Source organism: Shumkonia mesophila (assembly GCF_026163695.1).
Lineage (GTDB): Bacteria > Pseudomonadota > Alphaproteobacteria > Rhodospirillales > Shumkoniaceae > Shumkonia > Shumkonia mesophila.
The window spans coordinates 113,717-138,530 of sequence record NZ_JAOTID010000011.1 but is presented as its reverse complement, the minus strand read 5'-3'; the positions used below and the strand labels follow the sequence as shown (position 1 = coordinate 138,530).

Here is a 24,814-nt window from a genome sequence, read left to right as displayed (position 1 = left end):
CCAGATCAACTCTCCGAATACTAGAGAGTTCCACCCCGCCGGGCAAACCGAACCGCGCAGAGTCGCCGGCCTTTTCTCAGATCCGCACGATCTTGCCGGGGTTCATGATATTGGCGGGATCGAGCGCCGTTTTCACCATCCGCATGACGCTGACGGCTTCGCCATGCTCGTGGATCAGGAAGTCCATCTTGCCATGGCCGACGCCGTGCTCGCCGGTGCACGTTCCGTCCATGGCCAGCGCGCGCATGACCAGGCGATCGCTGAGGCGCTTGGCCTCGGCCATGTCCTTGGGATCGTCGGGATCGACCAGCATGATCAGATGGAAATTGCCGTCGCCGACGTGGCCGACGATGGGGGCCAGCAGGAAGCTGGCCTCGATGTCGGCCTTGGTTTCGAGAATGCATTCGGCCAGCCTGGAAATCGGCACGCAGACGTCGGTGGTGACGCCCCGGCATCCCGGCCGCAGGGCCAGGGCGGCGTAAAACGCCTCGTGGCGGGCCCGCCACAGGCGGCTGCGCTCCTCCGGCAGCACCGACCACTGGAAACCCGCCCCCCCGAAATCGCCGGCGATCTGCTGGACCGCCCCGGTCTGCTCGGCGACGCCCGCCTCGCTGCCGTGGAATTCGAGAAAAAGCGTGGGCTGGACGGGATAGTCCAGCTTCGAATGGCGGTTGACCGCATCCATCTGCACCTCGTCCAGAAGCTCGATGCGGGCCACCGGAATGCCGGACTGGATGGTCAGGATGACGGCGTTGACCGCCGATTCCAGGTCGGGGAAGGAAACGACGGCGGCGGCGATCGCCTCGGGGATGCCGAACAGGCGCAGCGTGATCTCGGTGATCACGCCCAGCGTTCCCTCGGAACCGACGAACAGATGCGTGAGATCGTAACCGGCCGACGATTTGCGGGCCCGCCGGCTGGTGCGGATGATCCGCCCATCGGCCAAAACCACGGTCATGCCGAGCACGCAGTCGGCCATGGTGCCATAGCGCACCGCGTTGGTCCCCGAGGCGCGCGTCGCCGTCATGCCGCCCAGCGAGGCGTCGGCACCCGGATCGACCGGAAAGAACAGCCCGGTATCGCGCAGATGGGCGTTCAACTGGTTGCGGGTGACCCCGGCCTGCACGGTTACGTCCATGTCCGCGACGTTGACGGCCAGGATCTCCTTCATGTTGCCGGTGTCGATGGTGACGCCGCCGTGCAGCGCCGCGATGTGGCCCTCCAGCGCGGTGCCGGTGCCGAAGGGAATGACCGGCACCCCGCGGGCCGCGCAGATCCTGACGATGGCCGCCACCTCGTCGGTCGAGCGCGGAAAGGCGACGGCATCCGGGGCGTGGCAAGGATGATAGGATTCGTCGCGGCCGTGCTGTTCGCGCACGGCCGTCGCCGTCGACAGCCGCTCGCCCAGAATTTCCTGAAGTTCGGCGATCAAGTCCCGATCCGCCCGCGCCGGCTGCGCCGCCATCTTCCGCCTCCCCATCCGATCCGCCAGGGCGGCACCCTACGCGACGCATCCCGACGCTTCAAGCGGCCCGTCGCCTTCGGCCGTGCCCGCCGTCAGATGGGCAAGCCCGCCGTTTTCTCGCGCACGGCATCGACATAGGCCCGGGCTCCCGGCAATCGCGGATGGATTCGCAGCGCGGCCTCGAAGGCGCGAAGGGCCGGCTGTTCCTTGCCGAGCGCGTCGTAAATCAGCCCCAGGCCCGACAAGGCCCCGAAATGGCGGGGTTCGAGGGCCAGCGTGCGCTGGATATCGGCGACCGAGGCCGCGAAGTCGCCCATCATGTAGTGAACGGTCGCCCGCTTGTTCCAGGCTTCCGCGAAATCCGGCCGGCGGGCCACCAGCTTGTCGAAGACGGCCAGGGCCGCTTCGGGGTCCCCCGCCTCCATCGCCGCGGCCCCCAGCTGCATCAAGCCGTCGGCCTCGGCATCGCCCGAATGCATCCAGGCGACCCAGATGGCCCCCTCGACGGTTTGGGCCTCGGCAGCCGTCTTGGCCTTTTTCAGGAGGTCGAACAGGGCGTCCAGGCTGGTGTCGCGGGCCTGCGCCGCCGGAATGCCAAACGGGGCCGCCAGCACGAGAACGACCATTGCCAAGGTACGCAAGCCACGCATGAAAACACACATGGGCACAGCGGCCCGCCTTGCCAAGGGAGACATCGTCCAGAACTCCCGCGGAAGTTTCGGTCAATGAAGCCGGAACCGCCGATATCGATATTTGTTCCGGCGGCGGCGGGCGATGTAGACTTGCGGCAGCGCCACCAACCGGCAAGGAGCACACGATGCGTATCGAGCCCGTCTTCCTGTTCGATCTCGACGGCACCCTGGTGGACAGCGTCTATCAGCACGTGCTGGCCTGGAAGGAGGCGCTGGACGCCGAGGGCATCGAGCTTTCGGTGTGGCGCATCCACCGCAAGATCGGCATGAGCGGCGGGCTGTTCACCAACCAGCTGCTGCGCGAGACCGGCATGGAAATCAGCGTCGAGCGGGTCGAGCGATTGCGCCAGGTGCACGCCGCCGCCTACCGCCGGCAGGCGGCCAACGTGCGGCCGCTTCCCGGCGCCCGCGAACTGCTGGCGTGGCTGACCGAGGCCGCCATCCCGTGGGCCATCGCCACCAGCGGGCGCATGGAAACGGCGGCGGTGAACCTGGCGGCGCTGGGCATCGATCCCAACGTCACCCCCGTCGTCACCCGCGACCAGGTGAAGTACGCCAAGCCCGATCCGGATCTTTTCGTCGCCGCCGCCGAACGGCTGGGCGTGCCGATCGGCACCGCCGTGGTGGTCGGCGACAGCATCTGGGACATGCTGGCGGCGGCGCGTTGCAAGGCGCTGGGCGTGGGGTTGCTGAGCGGCGGCTACGGGCCCGACGAGTTGAAGCAGTCGGGCGCCTTCCGCGTCTACGAGGACCCCGCCGACATGTTGCGCCACATCGACGAGGTCGGCGGCCGGCGCTAGCGGGCCCCGGTCATTTCACGCTCTCGCTGACCTGGCTCTCGAAACGCCCGGCGTACTGGCCATAACCTTCCTGCGCCAACTGTTCGGCCGGCACGAAGCGCAGGGCCGCCGAATTCATGCAGTAGCGCAATCCGGTCGGCTTCGGGCCGTCGTTGAACACGTGCCCGAGATGGGAATCGCCGATCCGGCTGCGCACCTCGGTGCGGCGCATGAAAAACGCGTTGTCGGATTTTTCGACGACGACGCCGTCCTCGATGGGCCGGGTGAAGCTTGGCCAGCCGGTGCCGGAGTCGTACTTGTCGGCCGACGAGAACAGCGGCTCGCCGGTCACCACGTCGACGTATATGCCGGGGCGCTTTTCGTCCCAGTAGGCGTTGTTGAAGGAGGGTTCCGTACCGTCCTCCTGGGTCACGCCGTACTGAAGGCTCGAAAGCCGCGCCTTGATTTCGTCGTCGGACGGCCGGACATAGGTGGTGCCGCCGGCCGGCCGGTAGCGCGAATAGTCGACCTTGAGGTCGTCGCCCCAGGCCTTTTCTACGAACTGATAGCGGCCGGAGTTGAACGTATAGAACTCGTACCGGATCGGGTTCTTCTTGTAGTAGTCCTGGTGGTAGTCCTCGGCGACGTAGAAGGTCTCGAAGGGTACGATCTCGACCTTGATCGGCGCCGCGAACCGGCCGGACTTCGCCAGGTCGTCGCGGCTTTTCTCGGCCGCCGCCTTCTGGTCGGCGTCGGCATAGAAGATCGCCGGGCGATACTGGTTGCCCTGGTCGACGAACTGCCCGTCGCCGTCGGTGGGGTCGATCATGCGCCAAAAGCCCTGCAGCAGCCCCTCGTAGGTGATGACCTTAGGGTCGTAGTGGACCTGGACCGATTCGGTATGGCCGGTGCCGCCGGCCGAAACCTGCTCGTAGGTGGGATTCGCGACCTTGCCGCCGGCGTAGCCGGACACCGCATCGCGCACGCCCGGCAGCTTCTCAAATCCCTGCTCGACGCACCAGAAGCAGCCGCCGGCGAAGGTGGCCACGGCCTCGCCCGCCTTTTCGCCGGCCGCCATGTCGGCGGCCGCGGCCGGAATTGCGCCCGCGCTGAGGAAGGACAGAAGGACGGCGGAAAACCCGCGCTTTCCGATGGAAAACATGGCGTCACCCTTTCATGGCCGTGAAATGGACCGGCTGTGCCCCTGAATATGGGGCGGCCGGGAAAGGGATCGATGCCCGTCGCGGTCACGATCGCGTTAGCCGGCCGTGTTCGGCCGCCCGCCCGAGCCGCCATGGCCGGGCTTGTTTGTCCCGGCCATGGCGGCTTTGCGATTCCAGAGCTGTCTCCGCAGCCGTCGGGCGCCTATGGCATCCTGGTGATGCAGAACTGCTCGTCGTGCCCGAGGACCTCGGCCTTGGACATCTTGCCCGAGGCCACCGCCAGGATTTCCCGGTAGATCTCCTCGCCCACCTCCTGGAGCGTTTTTTCGCCCAGGATCACGGTGCCGGCGTTGATGTCGATGTTCTCCTTCATCCGCTCGAAGGTGCGCGGATTGCCGGTGATCTTGATCACCGGCACGCCGGGGAACCCGGAAGGCGTTCCCCGGCCGGTCGGGAAACAGACGATCTGGGCGCCGCCGGCGGCAAGCCCCGTCGTCACTTCGCCGTCATGGCCCGGCCCGTCCAGCAGAAGCAACCCCTTCTTGGTCGGCGCGTCGCCATAGGCGAAGACCTCGACGAACTGGGCGTTGCCCGACTTCTTCATGCTGCCCAGGGACTTTTCCACCACGCTCGACAGGCCGCCGTCGTAATTGCCCGTCGAGATGAGGTTCTTCCATCGGCTGTTGTGGGAGGTCTGGATCTGCCGCTTCAGGCGTTCCTCCATGGCGCCGATCACCCGCAGGATGTCGGCGGCGACCTTCTCGTCGGCTGCCCGCCTGACCAGGATATGCTCGGTGCCGAGAAGCTCGGTCAGTTCGCTCAAGACGGATGACCCGCCCTGGCCCACCAGCTTGTCCGAGGCCAGCCCGAGGGCGGGATTGGCCACCAGGCCGGATGTCGTGTCCGAGCCGCCGCAGTTGAGGCCGATCATCAGTTCGCTGACGGGGATCTCCTGCCGCCTTTCCAGCGAGGCGGCCTGCTGCATCTTGCGGGCCATCCGCGTCCCGATGTCGATGGCCTTGATCGAGTCCCCAGCCTCCTGGATGACCACCATGTCCAGCATCTTGCCGGTGGGAGCGATCCCATCGAACAACTCCTTCGGCGTGAAGCGTTCGCAGCCGAGGCCGACCACCACGACGCCGGCGAAATTGGGATTGCGGCCGATGCCGATCAGGGTGCGCGCCGTCACATCGAGGTCGTCCCCCACCTGGCTGCAGCCCACGGGGTGGCTGAAATGGACGGTCCCGGGAACGTTCTGCGAGATGCGCTGGGCGACTTTGGCCGCGCAGAAGACCGACGGAATGATGGCGATCAGGTTGCGCACGCCGACCGCCCCGTTCTCCCGCCGATAGCCTAGAAACGTGTCGCCCATTATTTCATTCCCTTGTCGCAGTACATGTTGTGCACGTGAATCCAGCCGCCCTTCGCCAAGGGCTCCTTCATCCGGCCGATTTCCTCGCCGTACTTGAACACGCCCTGATCCTTTTTGAGATCGGCCAGCGCAAACTTGTGGCCGAAGGCGATGTTCTCGTTGACGACGACTTCGTATTTTTCCCCGCCGTCCTGGACGACAAGGCAACTCTCGCCGGCGGCGAGATCCGTCAACGCGACGGCAACATTGTCCTTCGGGTCGAGGACAAGCGCGTTCTTGCCTCCCGCCAGGTTGGCAAATTCATTTTCGATCATCGGACGTTCCTTGATTGGCGAAAACAGGGCCCGGAGGCCCAAACATTCATGTTCATTCTTGGCCGCTAACGCCTGAGAGGCTTGGGCTCGGGACCGCCGGTCGCCCAATCGAGCAATTCGGCGGTGTGGACCACCGGCAGGTCGGTGCCGCTGCTGATCTGCACCATGCAGCCCAGGTTGCCGGCCGCCACCATATCGGCGCCCAGGGCCTCGATGTTGGCCGCCTTGCGGTCGCGCAATTGGGTGGCGAGCGCCGGCTGCAACAGGTTGTAGGTACCGGCCGAACCGCAGCACAGATGGCTTTCGGCGGCCTCGCGGATCTCGAACCCGGCGTCCTTCAAAAGCTGCTTGGGGGCCTCGCGGATCTGCTGGCCGTGTTGCAGCGAGCAGGCCGCGTGATAGGCCACCACCGGCCGCCGGGCGGCGGGCTTGACCTTGAGCGGGATGCCGGCCATGAGCTCGGTGATGTCCTTGGTCATGGCGCCGATGCGGGCCGCCGCCTGGGCCAGTTCCGGGTCGTCGCGCAGCATGTGGCCGTAGTCCTTGACCGTGGTGCCGCAGCCCGAGGTGTTGATGACGACGGCATCCAGCCCGTTTTCCTCGATCTCGCGGGTCCACGCCCGGACGTTGGCCCGGGCCTTGGCCTTGGCCTCCTCTTCCCGGCCCATGTGATGGACCAGCGCCCCGCAGCAGCCCGAGCCGGCGGCGATCACCACCTCGCAGCCGTGGCGGGTCAGAAGGCGGATGGTCGCCTCGTTGATGTCGGGGCGCAGCACCGGCTGGGCGCAGCCGTTCAGCAGCGCGACGCGCAGGCGGCGCGGCCCCTCGGCCGGAAAGACCTGCGGCTTGTCCACGGCGGAAGCCTTGGGGATCGCCTTGGGCGCCATGCCGACCATGCCCTTGAGGCGGCCCGGCAGCAGACCCTTGAAGGGCCGGGCCAGCCAGGCGCCATAGAGGGACAGGCGGAACAGCCGCGGATTGGGCAGCACGCGGGCCAGGATCTCGCGCAGCAGACGGTCGGCCAGCGGCCGCTTGTACGTCTGCTCGATGCGGGCCCGTCCCTCGTCGACCAGATGCATGTAATGGACGCCCGACGGACAGGTGGTCATGCACGACAGGCAGGACAGGCAGCGGTCGATGTGGCGGGCGACGGTGATCGAAGCCGGCTTGCCCTTTTCCAGCATGTCCTTCAGCAGATAGATGCGGCCGCGCGGGCTGTCGCGCTCGTCGCCCAGCAGCACGAAGGTCGGGCAGGTCGCCGTGCAGAAGCCGCAATGCACGCAACTGCGGAAGATGTCGTTGGCTTCCTTGATGCGCGGATCGGCAAGCTGGACCAGGGAGAATTCGGTTTTCATCGCCTCTTGCCTCAGACGCCGGCGTACATGCGGCCGGGATTGAGGACGCGTTCGGGATCGAAGCTCTGCTTGACCCGGGCCGTCAGGTCGGCCAGCGGGCCGGGCTGCGGCTGGAAGACCGGCACGACGCGGCGGACTTCGGCGTCGGCCCTCATCAGGGTGGCGTGACCGTCGATGCCGGAAAGCGCGCCGCGTACCGTCGCATGCGCCGCGTCCGGCCGTGGCGGCAGGGCCAGCCACACCAGGCCGCCGCCCCAGTCGAGATAGGCGCGGCCCGGGCAGGCGGCAAGGATCTTCGCGGCCGCCTGGGCGCCCTGGGCCGGCGGCACCGAAAGGCGCCAGACCTGGGCGTCGGCCTCGTTGGCGAAGAAGCGGACGTCGCGGATTTCGCGCCACAGCGCCTCGGAGTCGGCGGCCTTGAGGTCGCCGATGGCGCCGAATTCACCCAGCAGCGCGGTCAGCGCCCGGCAGCGGTAGTCGACCGACGGCCCAAATCCCTCGACCCTTAAGGCCGTCACCGCGCCGCCGGCCCCGGCGACGGCGGCCACCGCCGAGACGGAAGCGACGTCGGCCGGCAGATGGGCGGCCCCCGACACGTCGTTGGGGCTTTGCAGCGCCAGCGTCATGGCACGCACCGCCGCCTTGGAATCGGCGCCGAGAACAAGGACGGTACGCACCGTCTCGGCCGCCGGCAATACCTTGAAGGTCACCTCGGTCAGCACGGCCAGCGTGCCGAACGAGCCGCTCATCAGCTTGCTGAGATCGAAGCCGGTGACGTTCTTGAACATGCGCCCGCCCGACTTGAACGCTTCGCCGCGTCCGCTTATGGCCTGGAAACCCAGCACGTGGTCGCGCGCCGACCCCGCCCGGATGCGGCGCGGTCCAGCCAGGTTGCAGGCGATGGCACCACCGATGGTGCCGCCGGCGGTACCCAGCAGGGGGCCGAGATCGGCCGGCTCGAACAACAGCTGCTGACGGTTGGGGGCCAGGGCGGCCTCGATGTCGGCAAGCGGCGTTGCCGGAAGGGCGCTCATCACCAGTTCGTTGGGCTCGTAATTGACAATGCCGGCCAGGGCGGAGAGATCGAGCCCGTGCGCCGCCTCGACGGGCCGGCCAAACCCCCGCTTGCTGCCGCCGCCAAGAACCTCCAGCGGCCTCTTGCCGGCAACGGCCCAACGAAGGGCGTCCTCGATCTCGCCGGGGGTGCGGGGTTTGAAGGTCTCGGTCATGGACGCGTCCTGATCTGACCATGCGGGAGCGCGGGAAGTGGGCGCCCCGTCGGTCTTATCGTTTTCCGTCGGGCAAGCCGCAGTGTAGGCGATCCGGCCGATGCCGGAAAAGGAAAACCGCGCTCGATCGGCGCGGTTTCAACCTTCGGCCCCAAGGCCGGAACGATCGGACGGCTCAGCCCTGGCGCGCTTTGAACCGCGGCTGGGTCTTGTTGATCACGAAAACGCGCCCCTTGCGCCGGACGATCTTGCAGTTCTTGTCGCGGGTCTTGGCGGCCCGGAGGGAATTCTTGACTTTCATGACACAAATCCTCGGCAACGGGCCGCAAAAATCCTGCCGGTCGCGACCGCGGGCGGAAAATACGGACTCGGCCATCGCTTGTCAACGCCGCTCGACCAAAAAGCGGCTTCCGGCGGTTCAGGACCGCAGCATGGCCTCGATCAACTCCTGCACCGCCAACGCCTCGGCCGCCGAGGGCAGCACGTGGGGCTTGCCGTCGGCGAAGGCGGCGACGTCGTCCAGCAGTCGCCTGAAATTGGCGGCGCGCGGGTCCGCGATATTGGCCAGTTCCTTGACCCAGTCGCCGCCCTCGGAGCTTTGCAGCCAGAACCAGTCGTGCAAGCGGTGGCTGCGCTTGGTGCCCCACAGGGTGAATTCGACGCGGTCCGGCCCGGTACCGCCGGTCGAGCCGAACACGCCAACCGGCACCCCGGCGCAGTCCAGCATCGCCTGCTGATGGGTTTCGCTGAGCGCCGGGTCGGCCGGATAGCGGGGCCGGGCGGCGATCAGCCGGGCTTGCCCCAGGAGTCGCCCGGCCAGGAAGACGAAGTGCGACAGCACCTCGCGGCTGAAGCCGCCCTGGGCGCGGAAACGCAACCAGTCGGCGTCGGCCTGCCAGTCGCGGGGCCATTTCGAAAAGTGCACCACGATGTCGCCGCCGACGATGGCGCCCATGTCCCCCGAGTCGAGGCGCTGGCGGGTCAACGCCACGGCGTGCGAGGTGGATTGGATGAAGTTGACGACGGTCCGCGTGCCCCGCCGTGCCAACTCGGCGACGAGCGCCCGGCTTTCGGCGACGTCGATGCCGAGCGGCTTTTCGCAGAACACCGGCTTGCCGGCGGCGGCGGCGGCCAGCACATAGCCCTTGTGCCAAGCCGGCGGGCAGGCGACGTAGACGAGGTCGGTATCCGAAGACGCGATGAGCGCATCGGGGCCCGCGGCGATGGGGATGGCGGGGAAATCGCCGGCGACCTTGTGACGGGCCTCCCCGTCGGGATCCCACACCCCCGAGAAGGAGAATCGCGGATGGGCCGCCATGTTGGTCAGCATGCGCCGGCCCATGACGCCCAAACCGATGATGGCGACCCGATGACGTTGCATCCCTTCCTCCCGCCGTTTCTTGTCTGCGATGGCCGGGCTATCCTGCGTCCGATCGGCCCGCTTGCAAAGGGCCGGCGATTCTCCCTGTCGGCCCGGAAAGATCCTGCGGTAAGCTTTGCCTCCCGACAAATCCTTGGAGAGACCCCCATGCTGCTCGACGTTCGCACCTACACCTGCCATCCCGGCAAGATGAAGGCCCACCTCGCCCTCTACGCCAAGCTGGGCAAGGAACCGCAATGCCGTCACCTCGGCCAGCCGCTGGCTTTTCTCACTACCGAGACCGGCAATCCCAACCAGTACATCCACATCTGGGTCTACCAGAACGCCGGCGACCGGGAGGTCAAGCGGGCGGCCATGTGGACCGACCCGCAATGGCTGGCCTATATCGAGGAAAGCCATAAGCTGGGGGCGCTGGCCTGCCAGCAGAACGCCCTGATGAAGCCGGTCGACTTCTTCGCGACCCCGCCGATCCCCGGCGTCTGACCCAAACCTGACGCGTCACCCAACGGCCCCTCCCTCTCCGCCCCGTTGCGAAGTGGGATGGGCCGTTCTGCCCGTAATCCGTGACAAAGCCACCGGGCTGTCGTCCCGGCAGGTGGTTTCGTGCGCCTGAACGTGACGGCAGGTTGAATTTCTTCGGTGGACCTCCCGGTATCAATCATCATACAATTGGCGCAAGGGGAGATCTCATGCGCTGGGACGATGCCTCGAGCACCTATCCGAAACGCGGCCTGTGCGGCCAAGTGGCGCACAAACTTGGCCAGCGGATCGTTTCCGGCGATTTCGAGGCGGGAGGGGTGCTTCCCACCGAGTCCGAACTGAGCCTGCAATTCAATGTATCGCGCACCGCGCTGCGCGAGGCGGTCAAGGTGCTGTCCGCCAAGGGACTGACCGAATCCCGCCCCCGCACCGGCACACGGGTGCGCCCGCGCTCCGATTGGCACCTAGTCGACCCCGACGTCATCGCCTGGCATTGCGCGGCGACGCCGAGCGCGGATTTCCTGTGCGACCTGTTCGAGATCCGCCTGATCGTCGAGCCCAACGCCGCCGCGCTTGCGGCCGAGCGGCGGACCGACGACGACATCCGTGACATCCGCCAGCGATTGGCCGAAATGGGCCGGGCGATCGAGACCGGCGCCGACATGGTTGGTCCGAACGTCAGGTTCCACACCGCCATCCTGGAAGCTGCGGCCAACCCGTTCCTCGGCACCTTGGCCGCGCTGATGACCCCGGCCTTTTCGCACATGGTGCGGATCGTCTGGCAAAGCGATCCGGCGGCCTTTTCGATGGCCGACCACCACTTGGTGATGGACGCCCTGGCGACCGGCCGCGGCGGCATGGCCCGCCGCGCCATGCAGTCGCTCCTGTGGGTCACCCGGGAAGGGTTGCTGAAGGCGCTCTCGCGCAAGAGCACGAAGCAGCGCCTGCCCGCTGAAACGAGATAACGGCGCCATTCCGCGCACGATAGGGGAGGAAAACCCGCGCGGAGGCCACGGTCCAAGAGCAAGAAGCCGCCGGCAAGGGCCGCGTATTTTGTGTGAGGCGAATGGGGAGACTAGCGATGAAAAAAGCACTTCTGTCTCTGGTGTCGACGGTTCTGCTCGGGCTTGGGGTGGTCCCCTCGCCCGCCGCCGCGCAGAACCTTTCATGCGAAGGATTGCGTTTTGTGTTCTTCCCCGGCGGCGCCGAGGGAGATCCCTTCGCGTCCATCGTCTATAACGGCGCCAACGCCGCCGAAAAGCTGACCGGCTGTCGGGTCGAATACGTGTGGTCCGAGTGGAACCCGGAAAAGATGGTCCAGCAGCTGCGCGAAGCCATCGCCCGGCAACCCGACGGCATCTCGATCATGGGACATCCCGGCGAAGAGGCCCTCGGCCCCCTGGTCGACGCGGCGCGCAAGCAGGGTATCATCATGACGACCGCCAACGTCGACCTGCCGACGTTGGAAAGCCGCTACAAGGCCACCGGGTTCGGCTATGTGGGGCAGAAGCTCTATGAATCGGGCGCCACCCTGGGGGCCGCCACGGTCGCCCAGTGCAAGCTGAAGGCGGGCGACAAGGCCCTGGTCTGGGGCCTGCTCGGCCAGCCGGGGCGCGGCCAGCGCACGCAGGGCATCGTCGATGCCATGAAGAAGGCCGGCATCACCGTCGCCTACCTCGAGATCTCCGACGAGGTGAACAAGGACGCCGTACAGGGAACGCCGGCCTTCACCGCCTTCGCCGCCTCCAATCCCGATCTCAAGGCCGTGGTGACCGACCACGGCGCGCTCACCGCGACGGTCGGCGTCTATCTGAGGTCGGCGGGGGCGAACCCAGGGCAGATCTGCGCCGGCGGGTTCGACCTGTCGGCACCGACCGCCCAGGCCATCAAGGAGGGATGGGTGGCCGTCGTCCTCGATCAGCAGCCGTTCCTCCAGGGATTCCTACCGGTCATGCAGCTCTACCTGGCCAAGAAGTTCGGCTTCGCCGGGCTCAACGTCGATACCGGCGCCGCGCTGATCACATCGGCCAACGTCGAGCAGGTCATGCCGCTGGTGGCCGAAGCCATCCGCTAGGCGAGTCCTCGGGGCCGGCGGCGCGACGGCGCCGGCCCCCCTTTTTCCCATGGGACCGGAGCCATCCGCCATGTCCGATCAGCCACTTCTGATCATGAAGGGAATCAAGAAATCGTTCGGCAAGATCAACGTGCTTCGCGGCATCGACCTCGAGGTCGATTACGGCGAGATCGTCGCCCTGGTCGGCGACAATGGGGCCGGCAAGTCGACCCTGATCAAGATCATCACCGGCGTGCACAAGCCCGATGCCGGCGAGGTCACCTACAAGGGCAACCGCATCACCCTGCATTCGGTCAAGGAATCCCGCCAGCTCGGCATCGAGACCGTCTATCAGGAGCGGGCGCTCGCCGATCAGCAGGAAATGTGGCGCAACATCTTTGCCGGGCGCGAGATCACCAACATCTTCGGGTTCATGGACGTCAAGGCGCAGCGCCGCGAAACCGAGCGCCTGCTGCGCGAGCACATGGGCTTCACCTCCTCGGCGATCACCGTGAACTCGCCGGTGAAGAGCCTGTCGGGCGGCGAGAAGCAGGGCATCGCCATCGGGCGGGCCATCTATTTCCACGCCGATCTCATCATCCTCGACGAGCCCACCATGGGCCTGGCGCTCAAGGAAACCGACCGGGTGCTGAATTTCGTGCGCGGTTTCCGCGACCAGGGCAAGTCCGCCATCTTCATCGACCACAACATCTTCCACGTCTACGACGTCGCCGACCGCTTCGTCATCCTCGACCGCGGGACGGTGGCCGGACAGTTCACCAAGGCCGAGATCAGCCAGGACGAACTGATCGCCAACATGGTCCATCTCCATCACTCGGGGACCCTGCAATGACCGCCCATGACCGCACCGCCTCGCCCCGCCTCGACGCCCCCGAGAGGGACACGCTGAAGTTCGTGCGCGACTACAAGCTTCAGCTCAGCATCTTCGGCATCCTGGTCATCCTCTATGCGGTGTTCCTGATCGGCAACCCCGCGGTCTTCACCCAGTTCCCGATCTACCGCTCGTTCATGACGACCATGCCGTTCTTCGGCATCATGGCGATTTCCGTGACCTACGTGATCACCTTGGGCGAGATCGACCTGTCGTTCCCCTCGGTGGTCGGCATCTCGTCGTGGGTGTTCGGCACCGTCTTCGTCGCCACCGGCAGCTTCGCGCTGGCTGTCGCCGGCGGCCTGCTGGTCGGGCTGCTGGCCGGAATGATCAACGGCATCATCATCACGCGCATCGGCGTGCCCTCCATCGTCGCCACCATCGGCACCATGTTTTTGTGGCGCGGACTGGTCAACCTGATGTCGCAGGGCAAGGGCATCGCGCTGGTCGGCCTGCGCGACTCGGCGCTTTACGACGTCTTCGTCGGCCGCCTGTTCGGCACCATTCCCGTGCAGTTCGTGTGGTTCGTCGCCATCGCGCTGGCCTTCGGACTGGTCTACCGGCGCCATCGCTACGGCAGCCACCTGCTCTATGTCGGCGACAACCAGGAAAGCGCCCGCATGATGGGCATCAACGTCGAGCGGGTGAAGACCATCGCCTTCATGCAGATGGGCTTCTTCGCCGCGCTGGCCGGCATCTTTCTCACCGCCGAGGTCACCTACTTCTGGCCGACCCAGGGCGACGGCATGCTGCTGACCACGCTGGCCGCCGTCTTCATCGGCGGCACCTCGGTGTTCGGCGGCACCGGCACCATCTTCGGGACCTTCATCGGCGTCATCATCATCGGCTCGCTGGAAGCCGGCATCATCGCCATCGGCTTGACCGGCTTCTGGGTGCGCTTCCTCAACGGCCTTTTGATCACGGTGTCGGTTTCCGTCTACGCCTTCATGCTCAAGCGCAACCGCTGAGGGTTTTCCACCCCAACTCCATGGGCGGGGGCCAAACGGTCCCCCGCCCTTTTTTTATGCCGCGGTGGAACGTGCACCGTAGGCCAATGCCCGCACATTACTCCTTGTATTCCGGCATGGCCTCGAGCTCTTCCTTGGTGAGCGTTGTTTGCAGTTTCATGTCGTCGCCCATGCCGGTGGGCGTGATCTTCGACCAGTCCAGCGCGACATCGCGGCTGCCGATGCCCAGAAAGCCGCCGACACCGACGATGACCTGGTTGCCGACGATCTTGGAAATCTCGCCGAGCTCTTCGCCGTTGGCGTTGACGACGCTCTTTCCGACCGCCGTTTCCGGCGGCATGGCCGCCTGGCTCGACATGGACGACGGAGCGCCCGCCCCGCCGGGGCTTTGCTGCGTCATGGGGCTGGAACCGGAGTCGCCCGGCTTCGTCGGGGCGGCCTGATTGGGCATGCTGCCGGCCCCGGAGCCGGGGGTGCCCGTGCCGCTCTGCTGGGCCAGCGCGATGCCGGCGGCGGTAACGATCGCGGCGCTCAGAATCGTCCCCAGAAGGGTTTGCTTTTTCATGGTATCCATCCTCTGTTCCGTTGCGGGAAAGCGATTTCGCCCGTTGGAATGGAACGGGGTGACTCCCGCTCAACCCGCGAGCGCCGATTTCGTTGCAACGAATTGTTTACGACTTGCCGCCATCATTGCCGCGAACCCGGCAAACCGGGCCCGATCAAGACCCATAATTCGTGGGAGGAACGGTTCATGCCGCCACGTGCGGAACGAGCGGAATGCTCCGTGTGGTGCCTTCGCGGGCTCAGGATCCTTGCCGGCGCGGCGCTGATGTTGTGCATGGGGGCGCAGGAGGCTCCGGCCGGCGGCTTCCGTCTGCTCAAGCTGGACGACACCCTGATCAAGTGGGGCCCCCCCGCCTTCCAGACCGGGGCGACGGTCAGCTATGCCGTGCTGGAGGGCGAGCGCCACGATCCGGGGGCCATCAACTGCCAGGCGATGACGGGGCTCACCGGATTGCTGGGCGCCTCCGGGATCGCCAGGGCGGCGTTCGACGAGCGGCTGGAAAGCGCGCTTTCCATGTGGCAGGACGTGGCCGACATCACGTTCGTTCCCGCCGCCTCGGCGGCCACCGCCGACATCGTGATCGGTGCCCAGGCGGAGCCTCGCGGCATCGCCTATACCAATGTCCAGCACGAGCCGGTACAAGGCAGCCAATTCGCCAGGCTCGGCCAGGCGACGGTCTGCCTCAACCCCATGGTCGCCTGGCGGGCCGGGGGCACGGGCGACGGCAAGACCACGATCTACGAATTGCGCCGCGTGCTGGCACACGAGGTCGGCCACGCGGTCGGCCTCGATCATCCGGGGGCGGAGGGCGAGGTGATGGCCTTTTCCTATCAGGAGAGCCTCGATGCGCTGACCGAAGGCGACATCGCCGGCATCGTCTCGCTTTACGGCGTGCGGCCATCGGCATCCGCCAGTCTTTCACCCAAATCCCGACTTTGAGGGCGATGCGGACCTGATCCGCGCCGGCCGAACCTGGTACTTCGGCCGTTTGCGGTAGCTGAGGGACGGGCCGCCGCGGTCGAGGAAGTTCCCCGCATAGGTCGTGCGGACGATTTTCCGGCCGGGCGGGGAATCCTCGCCGCTGTCCATCTGCGCCCCTTTCAGATTGAAGACATTGCCGCGAAGCGTGAAGGCTTAGCCCAAAATTGTGCTACCGCAAGCACCGCCGCGGTGGCTTAAATATCGGGCCGCCCGCTGCTCCAGGAGGTAAGGGCCATGATCGTCAACCGACCCGAGGTCACCGGCTTTTTCCACGAATCGACCGGGTCCGTCGCCTACGTCGCCGCCGACCCCACAACCGGCCGCTGCGCCCTGATCGACCCGGTGCTCGATTACGACCGCTGCGCGCGGGCCACCTATACCGACTTCGCCCAACGCATGGTGGCCTTCGTCAAGGACAACGGGCTGACGGTCGAGTGGATCTTGGATACCCACCCCCACGCCGACCATTTCTCGGCCGCCGCCTTCCTCAAGGAGCAGTTCGGCGCCCCGATGGCGATCGGCGAGGGCACCATCGCCGTCCAGAAGATCTGGAAGAAGATCTACAACCTCGCGGATTTCGCCGCCGACGGTTCGCAATGGGACCGCCTGCTGGCCGACGGCGAGCACGTAAGCGTGGGCAGCCTCGACGTGCGGGTGATGGCGACGCCCGGCCACACGGCGGCCTCGGTCACGTATGTGGTCGGGGACGCCGCCTTCGTGGCCGACACCATCTTCATGCCGGACGGCGGCACGGCCAGGGCCGACTTTCCCGGCGGCGACGCGGCCCAACTCTATCGCAGCATCCAGTGCATCCTGGCGCTGCCCTCCGACACCCGGCTCTTTACCGGCCATGACTATCGCCCCAACGGGCGCGAGACGCGCTGGATGTCGACGGTCGGCCAACAGCGCCGCGACAACCCCCACCTCAACGGCATGACCGAGGACGCCTTCGTGGCGATGCGCACCAAGCGAGACGCCACGCTGCCGCTGCCGGCCCTGATGGTCGACGCGCTCCAGGTCAACATGCGGGGTGGCCGGCTGCCCGAGCCGGAAGCCAACGGCGTCTCCTACCTCAAGATCCCGCTGAACCGCTTCCCGCCGCATCGCGGGTAGGTAGGGCGGGCGTACGAGGGGAATCGATTCGGTTCGGCATCCCCCTCCTCCCCTGCCGCCGTCACGCCTCCTGCGGGCTGTGCATCTTGAGGAGGTGGAGCGAATTGCCGGCGACCGGGCAGGTACGGCCGGCGGCGTAGCGCTTGGCCGCCGCCTCGTCGGCCATGTCGGCGGCGGTATTCAGCACCTCCTCCCAGCGGGCGCCGGGGGGATCGGCGGGCATCTTGAAGGTGACGCTTTCGGGCGAGGCGTTGATGAGCAGCAGAAACGTCTCGTCGAGTTCCTGTTCGCCCCGCTCGCTCAAGTGCATGAGGCCGGCTTCGCCGCTGAGCCGCACGCCCAGGGCCTTGGTCGCGCCGTTCTTCCAGTCGTCGCCTTCCATCTCGGCGCCGTCGGGGCGCAGCCACACGACGTCCTTCACCTCGGTGCCGGGAATGATCTGGCCGTGGAAGAAGCGGCTGCGATGAAAGACGATGTGGCCGCGCCGGAGGGCGATCAACTGGCGGGTGAAGGCAAGCAGGGACTGGCCCTCCTCGTCGATGCCTTCCCAATCGAACCAGCTGATCTCGTTGTCCTGGCAGTAGGCGTTGTTGTTGCCGCCCTGGGTGCGGCCCACTTCGTCGCCGGAAAGGATCATCGGCACGCCTTGGGACAGCAGCAGGGTGGCCAGGAGGTTGCGGCACTGCTGGCGGCGCAGGCGATGGACCTTGACATCGTCGGTGGGTCCTTCGGCGCCGCAGTTCCAGCTGTTGTTGTTGGACGAGCCGTCGCGGTTGTCCTCGTTGTTGGCCTCGTTGTGCTTGTCGTTGTAGCTGACCAGGTCTCTCAGCGTGAAGCCGTCGTGCGCGGTGATGAAATTGACCGACGCCCAGGTCCGCCGGCCGCGCCGGCCATAGATGTCGGCCGAGCCGGAGAAGCGCGACGCGAAGGGCGCCAACTGCCCCTCGTCACCCTTCCAGAAGCGGCGTATGGTGTCGCGGTACTGGTCGTTCCATTCCGCCCAGCCGGGCGGAAAGTTGCCGACCTGATAGCCGCCGGCCCCGGTATCCCATGGCTCGGCGATCAGCTTGACGGAAGACAGCACCGGGTCCTGGGCGACCGCGTCGAGGAAGCTGGCATGCTCGTTGTACTCGCCGGCGACGCGGGCCAGGGTCGTGGCGAGGTCGAAGCGAAAGCCGTCGACGCCCATCTCCAGGACCCAATAGCGCAGGCTGTCCATCACCATGCACAGCACATAGGGATGGCGCAGTTCGAGCGCGTTGCCGGTGCCGGTGAAGTCGTTGTAGTACCGCTCGTCGCCCTCCATCAGGTAGTAGTAGGAACGGTTGTCGATGCCCCGGAAGCTCAGCGTCGGCCCCAGGTGGTTGCCCTCGGCGGTGTGGTTGTAGACGACATCCAGGATGACCTCGATGTCGGCGTCGTGCATCTGCTGGACGAACACCTTGAATTCGCTCAACCGTTCGGCCCCCAGGTATTCCGGGTGCGGCGCGAAGAAGCCGATGGTGTTGTAGCCCCAGTAGTTGCGTAAGCCCGCGTCGATCAGGTGACGGTCCTGCACGAAGGCATGAACCGGCAACAGCTCGACGGCGTTCACGCCGAGGCCGCGCAGATAATCGACGACGGGGCCGGTGGAAAGCCCGGCGAAGGTGCCGCGCATCGCCTCGGGAACCTCGGGATGGCGCATGGTGAAGCCGCGGACGTGCATCTCGTAGATCACCGCCTCGTGCCATGGGCGCGGTTCCGGCTTTCGCCCCCACGTGAAGGCGGGGTCGATCACCCGGCATTTCGGCATGTATGGGGCGCTGTCGCGCTTGTCGAAGCTGAGGTCCCCCGCCTTGTCGCCCACCTTGTAGCCGAACAAGGCGTCGTGCCACTTGAGGTCGCCGACCAGGGCCTTGGCGTAAGGATCGATCAGGAGCTTGTGGGGGTTGAAGCGATGTCCCGCCGCCGGCTCGTAGGGCCCGTACACGCGGTAGCCGTAATGCTGGCCCGGCCTGACGTCGGGAAGGTAGCCGTGCCAGATTTCCTGGGTGTACTCGGGCAGCGCGATGCGCGCGATCTCGGCCTCGGCCTCGTCGTCGAACAGGCAAAGCTCGACCTTCTCGGCGTGGGCGGAAAACAGGGCGAAGTTGGTTCCCGAACCGTCCCAGGTCGCGCCCAGCGGAAAGGGCCGGCCGGGCCAGATGCGATAGTCGGACGCGTCCATCTTGGGTCTCCTCGGATTTGCAACCGTCCGGGGCGGATGGATGGTTCCACCGAAGGCTGCGAAGTGTGGCCGAACTCCCGCCATCATCCCTATATTGTGTGGCAGGACGCGACCGGCCAGCGGAGGCAGCGGATGGACAAGAAGACACCGGACGATCTGCTGGAGGAAAACCTCCGGTGGTCGCAGGAACGCATCGCGGCGGACCCCCGCTACTTCAGCCGCCTGTCCGCCCTGCACACCCCGGAATTCCTGTGGATCGGCTGTTCCGACAGCCGGGTGCCGGCCAACGTCATCACCGGGCTCGAGCCCGGCGAGGTGTTCGTGCACCGCAACATCGCCAACCTGGTCTATCCGGCCGACATCAACTGTATGTCGGTCCTGCAGTTCGCCGTCGAGAAGCTTGCCGTCAAGCACATCATCGTCTGTGGGCATTACGGCTGCGGCGGCGTCCAGGCCGTGCTCGACGGCTCGCCGGAGGGCCTGGTCGGGCACTGGCTGGCCCCGGTGCGCGACCTTTGCCGGGAGCATCGCGAGGCGCTGGCCGATCTGCCTGACCACGAGGCGCGGGTCGACCGGGTGTGCGAACTCAACGTCGCCCACCAGGTGGAGGCGGTCTGCCATTCGCCGATCGTCACCCAGGCGTGGGAACGCGGCCAGCGGTTGGCCGTTCACGGATGGATTTATCGGCTGAGCGACGGCCGGATACGGGATCTCCACTGCGGGCGCGTCAGCCCGCCGGCCGCGCCTTGATGAAGTCGACGAAGGCGCGCAGCGGCGCCGGCATGTGGCGGCGGCCGGCGTAGTAAAGGAAGGGGCCGGAGAAGCTCTGCCACCACTCTTCAAGCACCGGCGCCATGGCGCCCTCGGCCAGCGCCCCGGCCAAGCATTCCTCGAAGGTGTAGACGATGCCGAGGCCGGCAAGGGCGGCGGCCAGCTCGAGTTCCAGGGTGTTGGCGACGAGGGGCCCGGCCGGGCTCAGCCGGACGATTTCTCCGTTGCGCTCGAACTCCCACGGCAGGGCGACGCCGCTGGCGAAGCGATGGCGGATGCAGGCATGGCCAAGCAGATCCCGCGGGTGCGCCGGCCGGCCGTGCGCCGCCAGATAGGGGGGCGCCGCCGCCGCCGCGAAGCGCTGGACGCGGGGCCCGATGGGCACGGCGATCATGTCCTTCTCCAGCCGCTCGTCGTAACGCACGCCGGCATCGAAGCCGGCCGCCAGCACGTCGATGAAGCTGTCCTCGGCGCTGACTTCAAGCGCGATGCCCGGATAGGCCCTCAGGAATTCGGCGGCGATCGGCGGCAGGACGAGGCGCGCCACGATGGTCGGCACGTTGAGCCTGAGCGTGCCGGCCGGGCTGTCGCGGAAACTGTTGACGGCGTCGAGGGCCCCCGATACCGCCCCCAGCGCCGGAACCAGGCGCTCGAGCAGCCGGGTTCCCGCCTCGGTCGGCGTCACGCTGCGGGTCGTTCGGTTGAGCAGGCGCACGCCCAGCCGCGCCTCCAGCCGGCGCATCGCCTCGCTGAGGGCCGAGGCGGAAACGCCCTGCACTCTCGCCGCGCCGCGAAAGCTGCGATGCCGGGCGACGGCGGCGAAAGCGCCGAGATCGCCGAGATCGGGTCCCATCATTGTTCGTAAATCCGCACAACCTGTAGCATGAATAGCGGATTATCGAACGCCACGCCAGACCCCATACTCCTTGTCAGCGGGCCGACGACGGCCGATCTACTGCCAAGGAGATTAAGGATATGCATCAGCGTCGATTGGGGACCGGCGGCCCCACCGTTTCCGCCCTCGGCCTCGGCTGCATGGGAATGTCGGGCATGTACGGCCCGGCCGACCGCCAGGAAAGCATCGCCACCATCCACGCGGCGCTGGAGGCCGGCGTCACCCTGCTCGATACCGGCGACTTCTACGGCATGGGCCACAACGAGATGCTGATCGGCGAGGCCTTGAAGGGCGTCGCCCGCGACAAGGCGATCGTCAGCGTCAAGTTCGGGGCCCTGCGCGACCCGGCCGGCGGCTGGTCCCTGTACGATGCCCGGCCGGCGGCGGTAAAGAGTTTTCTGGCCTATTCTCTGCAACGCCTCGGGCTCGACCACATCGACATCTACCGGCCCTCGCGGCTCGACCCCCAGGTGCCGATCGAGGATACGGTGGGCGCCATCGCCGACATGGTGAAGGCCGGCTATGTGCGCTACATCGGGCTTTCCGAGATGGGCGCGGAAACGATCCGCCGCGCCGCCGCCGTCCACCCCATCTGCGACCTGCAGATCGAGTATTCGCTGATCTCGCGCGGCATCGAGGACGCCATCCTGCCCACCGTGCGCGAACTCGGCATCGGCATCACCGCCTATGGCGTGCTGTCACGCGGCCTGATCAGCGGCCACTTCCGCAAGGAGGCCGTGACCCCCGGCGATTTCCGCTCGCGCAGCCCGCGCTTCCAGGGCGCCAACGCCGAGGCCAACCTGGCGCTCGCCGAGGCCCTCGGCCGGCTGGCCGAAGCCAAAGAAGCGAGTGCCGCGCAGATGGCCGTCGCCTGGGTGGCGGCGCAGGGCGAGGACATCGTGCCGCTGGTGGGCGCCCGGCGCCGCGACCAGCTGGCCGAATCGCTCGGCGCGCTCGATCTCTCCCTCACCGCCGAAGACCTCGCCGCCATCGAGCGCGCCGTGCCCAAGGGGGCGGCGGCCGGCGAGCGCTATCCGGCGCCGCTGATGGCCCACCTGGACAGCGAGAAGCGCTGAAGGGTCCCGCCGCAAGGCACCGCCCCCAAACGAAAACCCCCGGGGTCGCCCCCGGGGGTTTCGCATGGAACGGAATATCGAAAGCCGTTCAGCCTGCCGAGACGGTATCGCCGGCCGGCTTGGTCGCCTGGGGCATGACCCTGGGCAGCGCCGGACGGCGGGCCGGCAGGACGTTGAGGATCGACATGGCGAGCGCCGCCAGGTGGGGCAGCGCCATCATCACCAGCATGCCGCACCACACGCGGACCTCGAAGGTCCAGCCGGTATCGACCATCCACACGGCAACGGCCATGCCGACCAGCACCACCAGCAGTGCCACCTCTTCCTGCACGGCCAGCAGGGCCTGCACGAAAAGCGGCTTGTTCTCGCACTTCGGCGTGCGGAAGAACGGCCGTTCCTTGGTCAGGAAACCGGCGATCACCGCCTTGGCGACGGTGTGGGACAGGGCCAGACCGGCCACCGCGGCGCCGACGGAAAGCGAGAATGGGATGCGCACGCGGGCGCGATAAAGCACCAGCAGCTTGATCAGCTTGAACGAGAACAGCGCGAACGGCGGAATGGCGCAGGCGGCCAACGGGGCCTCTACCGCGAGTGGCCAGATCAGCATGCCGATCGACCACAGCACCGCGCCCAGCGTGAAGGCGAGGTTGAGCCCGTCGGCCATCCACGGCAGCCAGCCGGCCAGGAAGTGGTAGCGCTGGCCCAGCGTCAGGCGCGACTGGGTCAGGCTGAACATGTCGCGCGTATGGCTGCGCAGGATCTGGATGGCCCCGAAAGCCCAGCGCGAGCGCTGTTTCTTGAAATCGATGAAGGTATCGGGCATCAGGCCGCGGCCATAGGACTTCTCGACGTAGGCTTCCTCCCACCCCTTCTCCAGGATCTTGAGGCCTAGCTCGGCGTCCTCGGTGATGCACCACTCGGCCCAGCCGCCCACGTCGCGCAGCACGCGGGTGCGGATCATCGTCATGGTGCCGTGCTGAATGATGGCGTTGCGGTCGTTGCGCGTCACCATGCCGATGTGGAAGAAGCCGCGGTATTCGGCGTAGCACATCTTCTTGAAGATGTTTTCGTGCTCGTCGCGGTAGTCCTGCGGCGCCTGGACGATGGCGATCTCGGGCCGGTTGAAGTGCGGCACCAGATCCTTGAGCCAGTCGGGCGAGACCATGTAGTCGCTGTCGATGACGGCCACCACCTCGGCATCCGGAGAGGTGCGTTCGAGGATGTAGTTGAGCGCGCCCGCCTTGTAGCCGGCCAGCGGGCAGACGTGGAAGAACTTGAACCGCTCGCCCAAGCGCTGGCAATGCGCCTCGACCGGGCGCCACACCGCCTCGTCCTTGGTGTTGTTGTCGATGACCAGCACCTCGAAGTCTGGATAGTCGAGGCGCGACAGCGCGTTCAAGGTGTCGATCATCATTTCCGGCGGCTCGTTGTAGGCCGGCACGTGGATGGAGACCTTGGGCAACGGCGCCCCGGAAGCGACCGGGGCCGGGGCGAACGAACGGCGACGCGCCTTCACCCAGGCGGCCTCGGCCATCTCGTGGGCCTCGGTCAGCAGCACCACGGCCAAGCCGAAGAAACCGATGAAAAGCACGATGCCGATGGAAATGCTGAGCGGCGTCATGTACTGGTTGAAGTATTCAAAGCCGATCCACACGGCGCCCGCCGCCACCCCATGGGCGACGATGGTCAGGAAGCTGCGGCCGCGGTTTTTCAGCAGGGTGCCGTCGCGCAGCAGGAAGCCCAGCGAGGCAAAAGCGATGGCCGCCGTCGCGATGGCCAGGCCCGGCCACTGCGGCAGGTGGCGGAGCGGTTGCGTGAACGAGAACTTGGCGTTGCGCTCGGCGTCCCAGACGCCCCAGTAGGCGCCGACCGCGCCTTCGGAGATGGCCTTCCATGGCTGGTCGAAGGCCTCCATCAGTGAATAGTCCCAGCGCTCCCGGTGCGCCTCGGAAAGGAAACGGCGCAGGAAGATGCCCTCGTTGGCGTTGGAGGCCACGGCGTCCTTGCGGGCACGGCCGGTGGACGGCCAACCCGCCTCGGCGATGACGATGGGGAGCTTCGGGAAAGTGGTCTTGAGATCGGCGTAGCGCGCCCTCACGTGGTCCATCGCGTAATCCAGATGGACGCCTTCCCAGTAGGGCAGGATGTGGGCGGCGACATAGTCGACATGGCGGCCGAGTTCGGGGTTGGCCAGCCAGATATCCCAGGTCTCGGCCGTGCTCACCGGGATGCGGCGCTTGGCCAGCGCCTGGCGCGCCCTGTCCACGTAGGAGACGAGTTCCTTGAGCTCAAGCTCCCGGCGAACCATCACTTCGTTCCCGACGATGACGCGCGTGACGTTGCGGTTGGCCTTGGCAATGGCGATCCCGCGTTCGAGTTCGACCTCGTTGGCCGCCTTGTCGCCGTTGATCCAGATCCCCAGCGTCACCGTCATGCCGGCGTCGGCGGCCAGCATCGGGATGTCGCCCAACGTGCCCTTCACCGTATACGTGCGCAGGTTCGTCACCTTGCCGGCCAGGAGCTCGATGTCGGCGCGGATATCGTCGAGCGTGGGGTCGATCTCGCTGACGGGATTGTGCTGGAGCCGGTAGGGCGAGAAAGCGACCCCCTTGACGCGGTCCGGCCAGTTCGGCTCGTCGGAGGATCGATCGGCCATGGCCCACAGCACCACGGAAAGCACCGCAAAGGGGATGATCGCAAGGTAGTTGAGGATTCTCATGACCGTCTGTTCTTTTGTCGGGACGCCCTGCTTCATCGGATGACGAATGTTGGGACGGACCCTGTTTCTGTAAATCGATGTGTGGAGAGCTCAGTTCCGGGAAATTCGGAGGTAGGACGGCTCGACCCCGTCAGGGAAGGGAAGCCAACGAAGCCGCTCCCACCCGCCGGAGACTCGGCCAGGCGTCACGATCGGGCGGACGCTCGTTGTTCCGCCAAAAAGAAATATGAAAAGCGCCGGAGCGGAACGCCGCAGGGGCGAAGGGCCTTCCCAAGAAAAAAGCCGCCCCACGAGAGGCGGACAGACAACCGGCGACCACAACCCAACTCCTACGACAAGCCAGGG

23 protein-coding genes are annotated in these 24,814 nt (G+C 66.7%); 10 read left to right on the top strand and 13 right to left on the bottom strand.

Annotated elements, in window-relative coordinates:
- Positions 1-76 precede the first annotated feature (76 nt).
- Both ODR01_RS17555 and ODR01_RS17550 read right to left on the bottom strand, forming a co-directional pair.
- Complete coding sequence (locus tag ODR01_RS17555; RefSeq protein ID WP_316978993.1) at positions 77-1,465, bottom strand: FAD-binding oxidoreductase; 1,389 nt, start codon at positions 1,463-1,465, stop codon at positions 77-79.
- A gap of 92 nt (positions 1,466-1,557) precedes the next feature.
- Positions 1,558-2,115, bottom strand: coding sequence for a tetratricopeptide repeat protein (locus ODR01_RS17550; RefSeq protein WP_316978992.1), 558 nt, complete (start codon positions 2,113-2,115; stop codon positions 1,558-1,560).
- Between the two features lie 167 nt (positions 2,116-2,282).
- Here ODR01_RS17550 and ODR01_RS17545 point away from each other — a divergent pair, with 167 nt between their 5' ends.
- A complete protein-coding gene (locus tag ODR01_RS17545) occupies positions 2,283-2,957 on the top strand; it encodes an HAD family hydrolase (RefSeq protein WP_316978991.1) in 675 nt (224 codons plus the stop codon).
- 10 nt (positions 2,958-2,967) lie between these two features.
- Here the strand turns inward: ODR01_RS17545 and msrB are convergent, their stop codons facing one another.
- The 7 genes from msrB to ODR01_RS17505 all read right to left on the bottom strand — a co-directional run bounded on the left by msrB (position 2,968) and on the right by ODR01_RS17505 (position 9,750).
- Entirely contained in the window at positions 2,968-4,098 is a 1,131-nt protein-coding gene (msrB, locus tag ODR01_RS25260) for a peptide-methionine (R)-S-oxide reductase MsrB (protein WP_449441455.1), read from the bottom strand.
- A gap of 203 nt (positions 4,099-4,301) precedes the next feature.
- Positions 4,302-5,471 (bottom strand): UxaA family hydrolase, encoded by a 1,170-nt coding sequence (locus tag ODR01_RS17530; RefSeq protein ID WP_316978990.1) that lies wholly within the window; start codon positions 5,469-5,471, stop codon positions 4,302-4,304.
- Positions 5,471-5,785, bottom strand: coding sequence for a UxaA family hydrolase (locus tag ODR01_RS17525; protein ID WP_316978989.1), 315 nt, complete (start codon positions 5,783-5,785; stop codon positions 5,471-5,473). Before ODR01_RS17525 ends, ODR01_RS17530 begins: the two co-directional genes overlap by 1 nt.
- 65 nt (positions 5,786-5,850) lie before the next feature.
- Complete coding sequence (glcF, locus tag ODR01_RS17520; RefSeq protein ID WP_316978988.1) at positions 5,851-7,140, bottom strand: glycolate oxidase subunit GlcF; 1,290 nt, start codon at positions 7,138-7,140, stop codon at positions 5,851-5,853.
- Positions 7,141-7,151: 11 nt separating this feature from the next.
- Positions 7,152-8,369: a glycolate oxidase subunit GlcE gene (gene glcE, locus ODR01_RS17515; RefSeq protein ID WP_316978987.1), complete on the bottom strand. Its 1,218-nt coding sequence runs from the start codon at positions 8,367-8,369 to the stop codon at positions 7,152-7,154.
- A 175-nt stretch (positions 8,370-8,544) separates the two neighbouring features.
- Positions 8,545-8,670, bottom strand: coding sequence for a type B 50S ribosomal protein L36 (ykgO, locus tag ODR01_RS17510; RefSeq protein WP_316978986.1), 126 nt, complete (start codon positions 8,668-8,670; stop codon positions 8,545-8,547).
- Between the two features lie 117 nt (positions 8,671-8,787).
- Positions 8,788-9,750 (bottom strand): Gfo/Idh/MocA family protein, encoded by a 963-nt coding sequence (locus tag ODR01_RS17505; RefSeq protein ID WP_316978985.1) that lies wholly within the window; start codon positions 9,748-9,750, stop codon positions 8,788-8,790.
- Positions 9,751-9,897: 147 nt separating this feature from the next.
- Here ODR01_RS17505 and ODR01_RS17500 point away from each other — a divergent pair, with 147 nt between their 5' ends.
- The 5 genes from ODR01_RS17500 to ODR01_RS17480 all read left to right on the top strand — a co-directional run bounded on the left by ODR01_RS17500 (position 9,898) and on the right by ODR01_RS17480 (position 14,143).
- Positions 9,898-10,233 (top strand): NIPSNAP family protein, encoded by a 336-nt coding sequence (locus ODR01_RS17500; protein ID WP_316978984.1) that lies wholly within the window; start codon positions 9,898-9,900, stop codon positions 10,231-10,233.
- A gap of 206 nt (positions 10,234-10,439) precedes the next feature.
- Positions 10,440-11,195 carry a FadR/GntR family transcriptional regulator gene (locus tag ODR01_RS17495; RefSeq protein ID WP_316978983.1) on the top strand — a complete coding sequence of 252 codons (756 nt, stop codon included), beginning with the start codon at positions 10,440-10,442 and terminating at the stop codon, positions 11,193-11,195.
- A gap of 116 nt (positions 11,196-11,311) precedes the next feature.
- A complete protein-coding gene (locus ODR01_RS17490) occupies positions 11,312-12,304 on the top strand; it encodes a sugar ABC transporter substrate-binding protein (protein WP_316978982.1) in 993 nt (330 codons plus the stop codon).
- A 70-nt stretch (positions 12,305-12,374) separates the two neighbouring features.
- On the top strand, positions 12,375-13,136 hold the full coding sequence (locus ODR01_RS17485; protein WP_316978981.1) for an ATP-binding cassette domain-containing protein: 762 nt from the start codon (positions 12,375-12,377) through the stop codon (positions 13,134-13,136).
- Positions 13,133-14,143, top strand: a complete 1,011-nt coding sequence (locus tag ODR01_RS17480; RefSeq protein WP_316978980.1) for an ABC transporter permease — start codon at positions 13,133-13,135, stop codon at positions 14,141-14,143. The genes ODR01_RS17485 and ODR01_RS17480 overlap by 4 nt, the downstream gene beginning before the upstream one ends.
- Positions 14,144-14,240: 97 nt before the next feature.
- Here the strand turns inward: ODR01_RS17480 and ODR01_RS17475 are convergent, their stop codons facing one another.
- Complete coding sequence (locus ODR01_RS17475; protein ID WP_316978979.1) at positions 14,241-14,708, bottom strand: PRC-barrel domain-containing protein; 468 nt, start codon at positions 14,706-14,708, stop codon at positions 14,241-14,243.
- 219 nt (positions 14,709-14,927) lie between these two features.
- Between ODR01_RS17475 and ODR01_RS17470 the strand changes: the two genes are divergently transcribed.
- Positions 14,928-15,647, top strand: coding sequence for a matrixin family metalloprotease (locus ODR01_RS17470; RefSeq protein WP_316978978.1), 720 nt, complete (start codon positions 14,928-14,930; stop codon positions 15,645-15,647).
- A 276-nt stretch (positions 15,648-15,923) separates the two neighbouring features.
- Complete coding sequence (locus tag ODR01_RS17465; RefSeq protein ID WP_316978977.1) at positions 15,924-16,802, top strand: MBL fold metallo-hydrolase; 879 nt, start codon at positions 15,924-15,926, stop codon at positions 16,800-16,802.
- Positions 16,803-16,863: 61 nt separating this feature from the next.
- On the opposite strand, the gene glgX is transcribed toward ODR01_RS17465, so the two are convergent.
- Positions 16,864-19,008 carry a glycogen debranching protein GlgX gene (gene glgX / locus ODR01_RS17460; RefSeq protein WP_316978976.1) on the bottom strand — a complete coding sequence of 715 codons (2,145 nt, stop codon included), beginning with the start codon at positions 19,006-19,008 and terminating at the stop codon, positions 16,864-16,866.
- Positions 19,009-19,140: 132 nt separating this feature from the next.
- Between glgX and can the strand changes: the two genes are divergently transcribed.
- Entirely contained in the window at positions 19,141-19,758 is a 618-nt protein-coding gene (can, locus tag ODR01_RS17455; RefSeq protein WP_316978975.1) for a carbonate dehydratase, read from the top strand.
- On the opposite strand, the gene ODR01_RS17450 is transcribed toward can, so the two are convergent.
- Complete coding sequence (locus ODR01_RS17450) at positions 19,736-20,635, bottom strand: LysR family transcriptional regulator (protein WP_316978974.1); 900 nt, start codon at positions 20,633-20,635, stop codon at positions 19,736-19,738. The two genes, can and ODR01_RS17450, sit on opposite strands and share 23 nt — an antisense overlap.
- Before the next feature lie 119 nt (positions 20,636-20,754).
- Here ODR01_RS17450 and ODR01_RS17445 point away from each other — a divergent pair, with 119 nt between their 5' ends.
- The gene (locus ODR01_RS17445) at positions 20,755-21,750 is read left to right on the top strand and encodes an aldo/keto reductase (RefSeq protein ID WP_316978973.1); all 996 of its coding nucleotides are present in this window, start codon (positions 20,755-20,757) and stop codon (positions 21,748-21,750) included.
- A gap of 88 nt (positions 21,751-21,838) precedes the next feature.
- Here ODR01_RS17445 and ODR01_RS17440 read toward each other — a convergent pair whose 3' ends face one another.
- Positions 21,839-24,469, bottom strand: coding sequence for a glycosyltransferase family 2 protein (locus ODR01_RS17440; protein ID WP_316978972.1), 2,631 nt, complete (start codon positions 24,467-24,469; stop codon positions 21,839-21,841).
- Between the last annotated feature and the right edge of the window lie 345 nt (positions 24,470-24,814).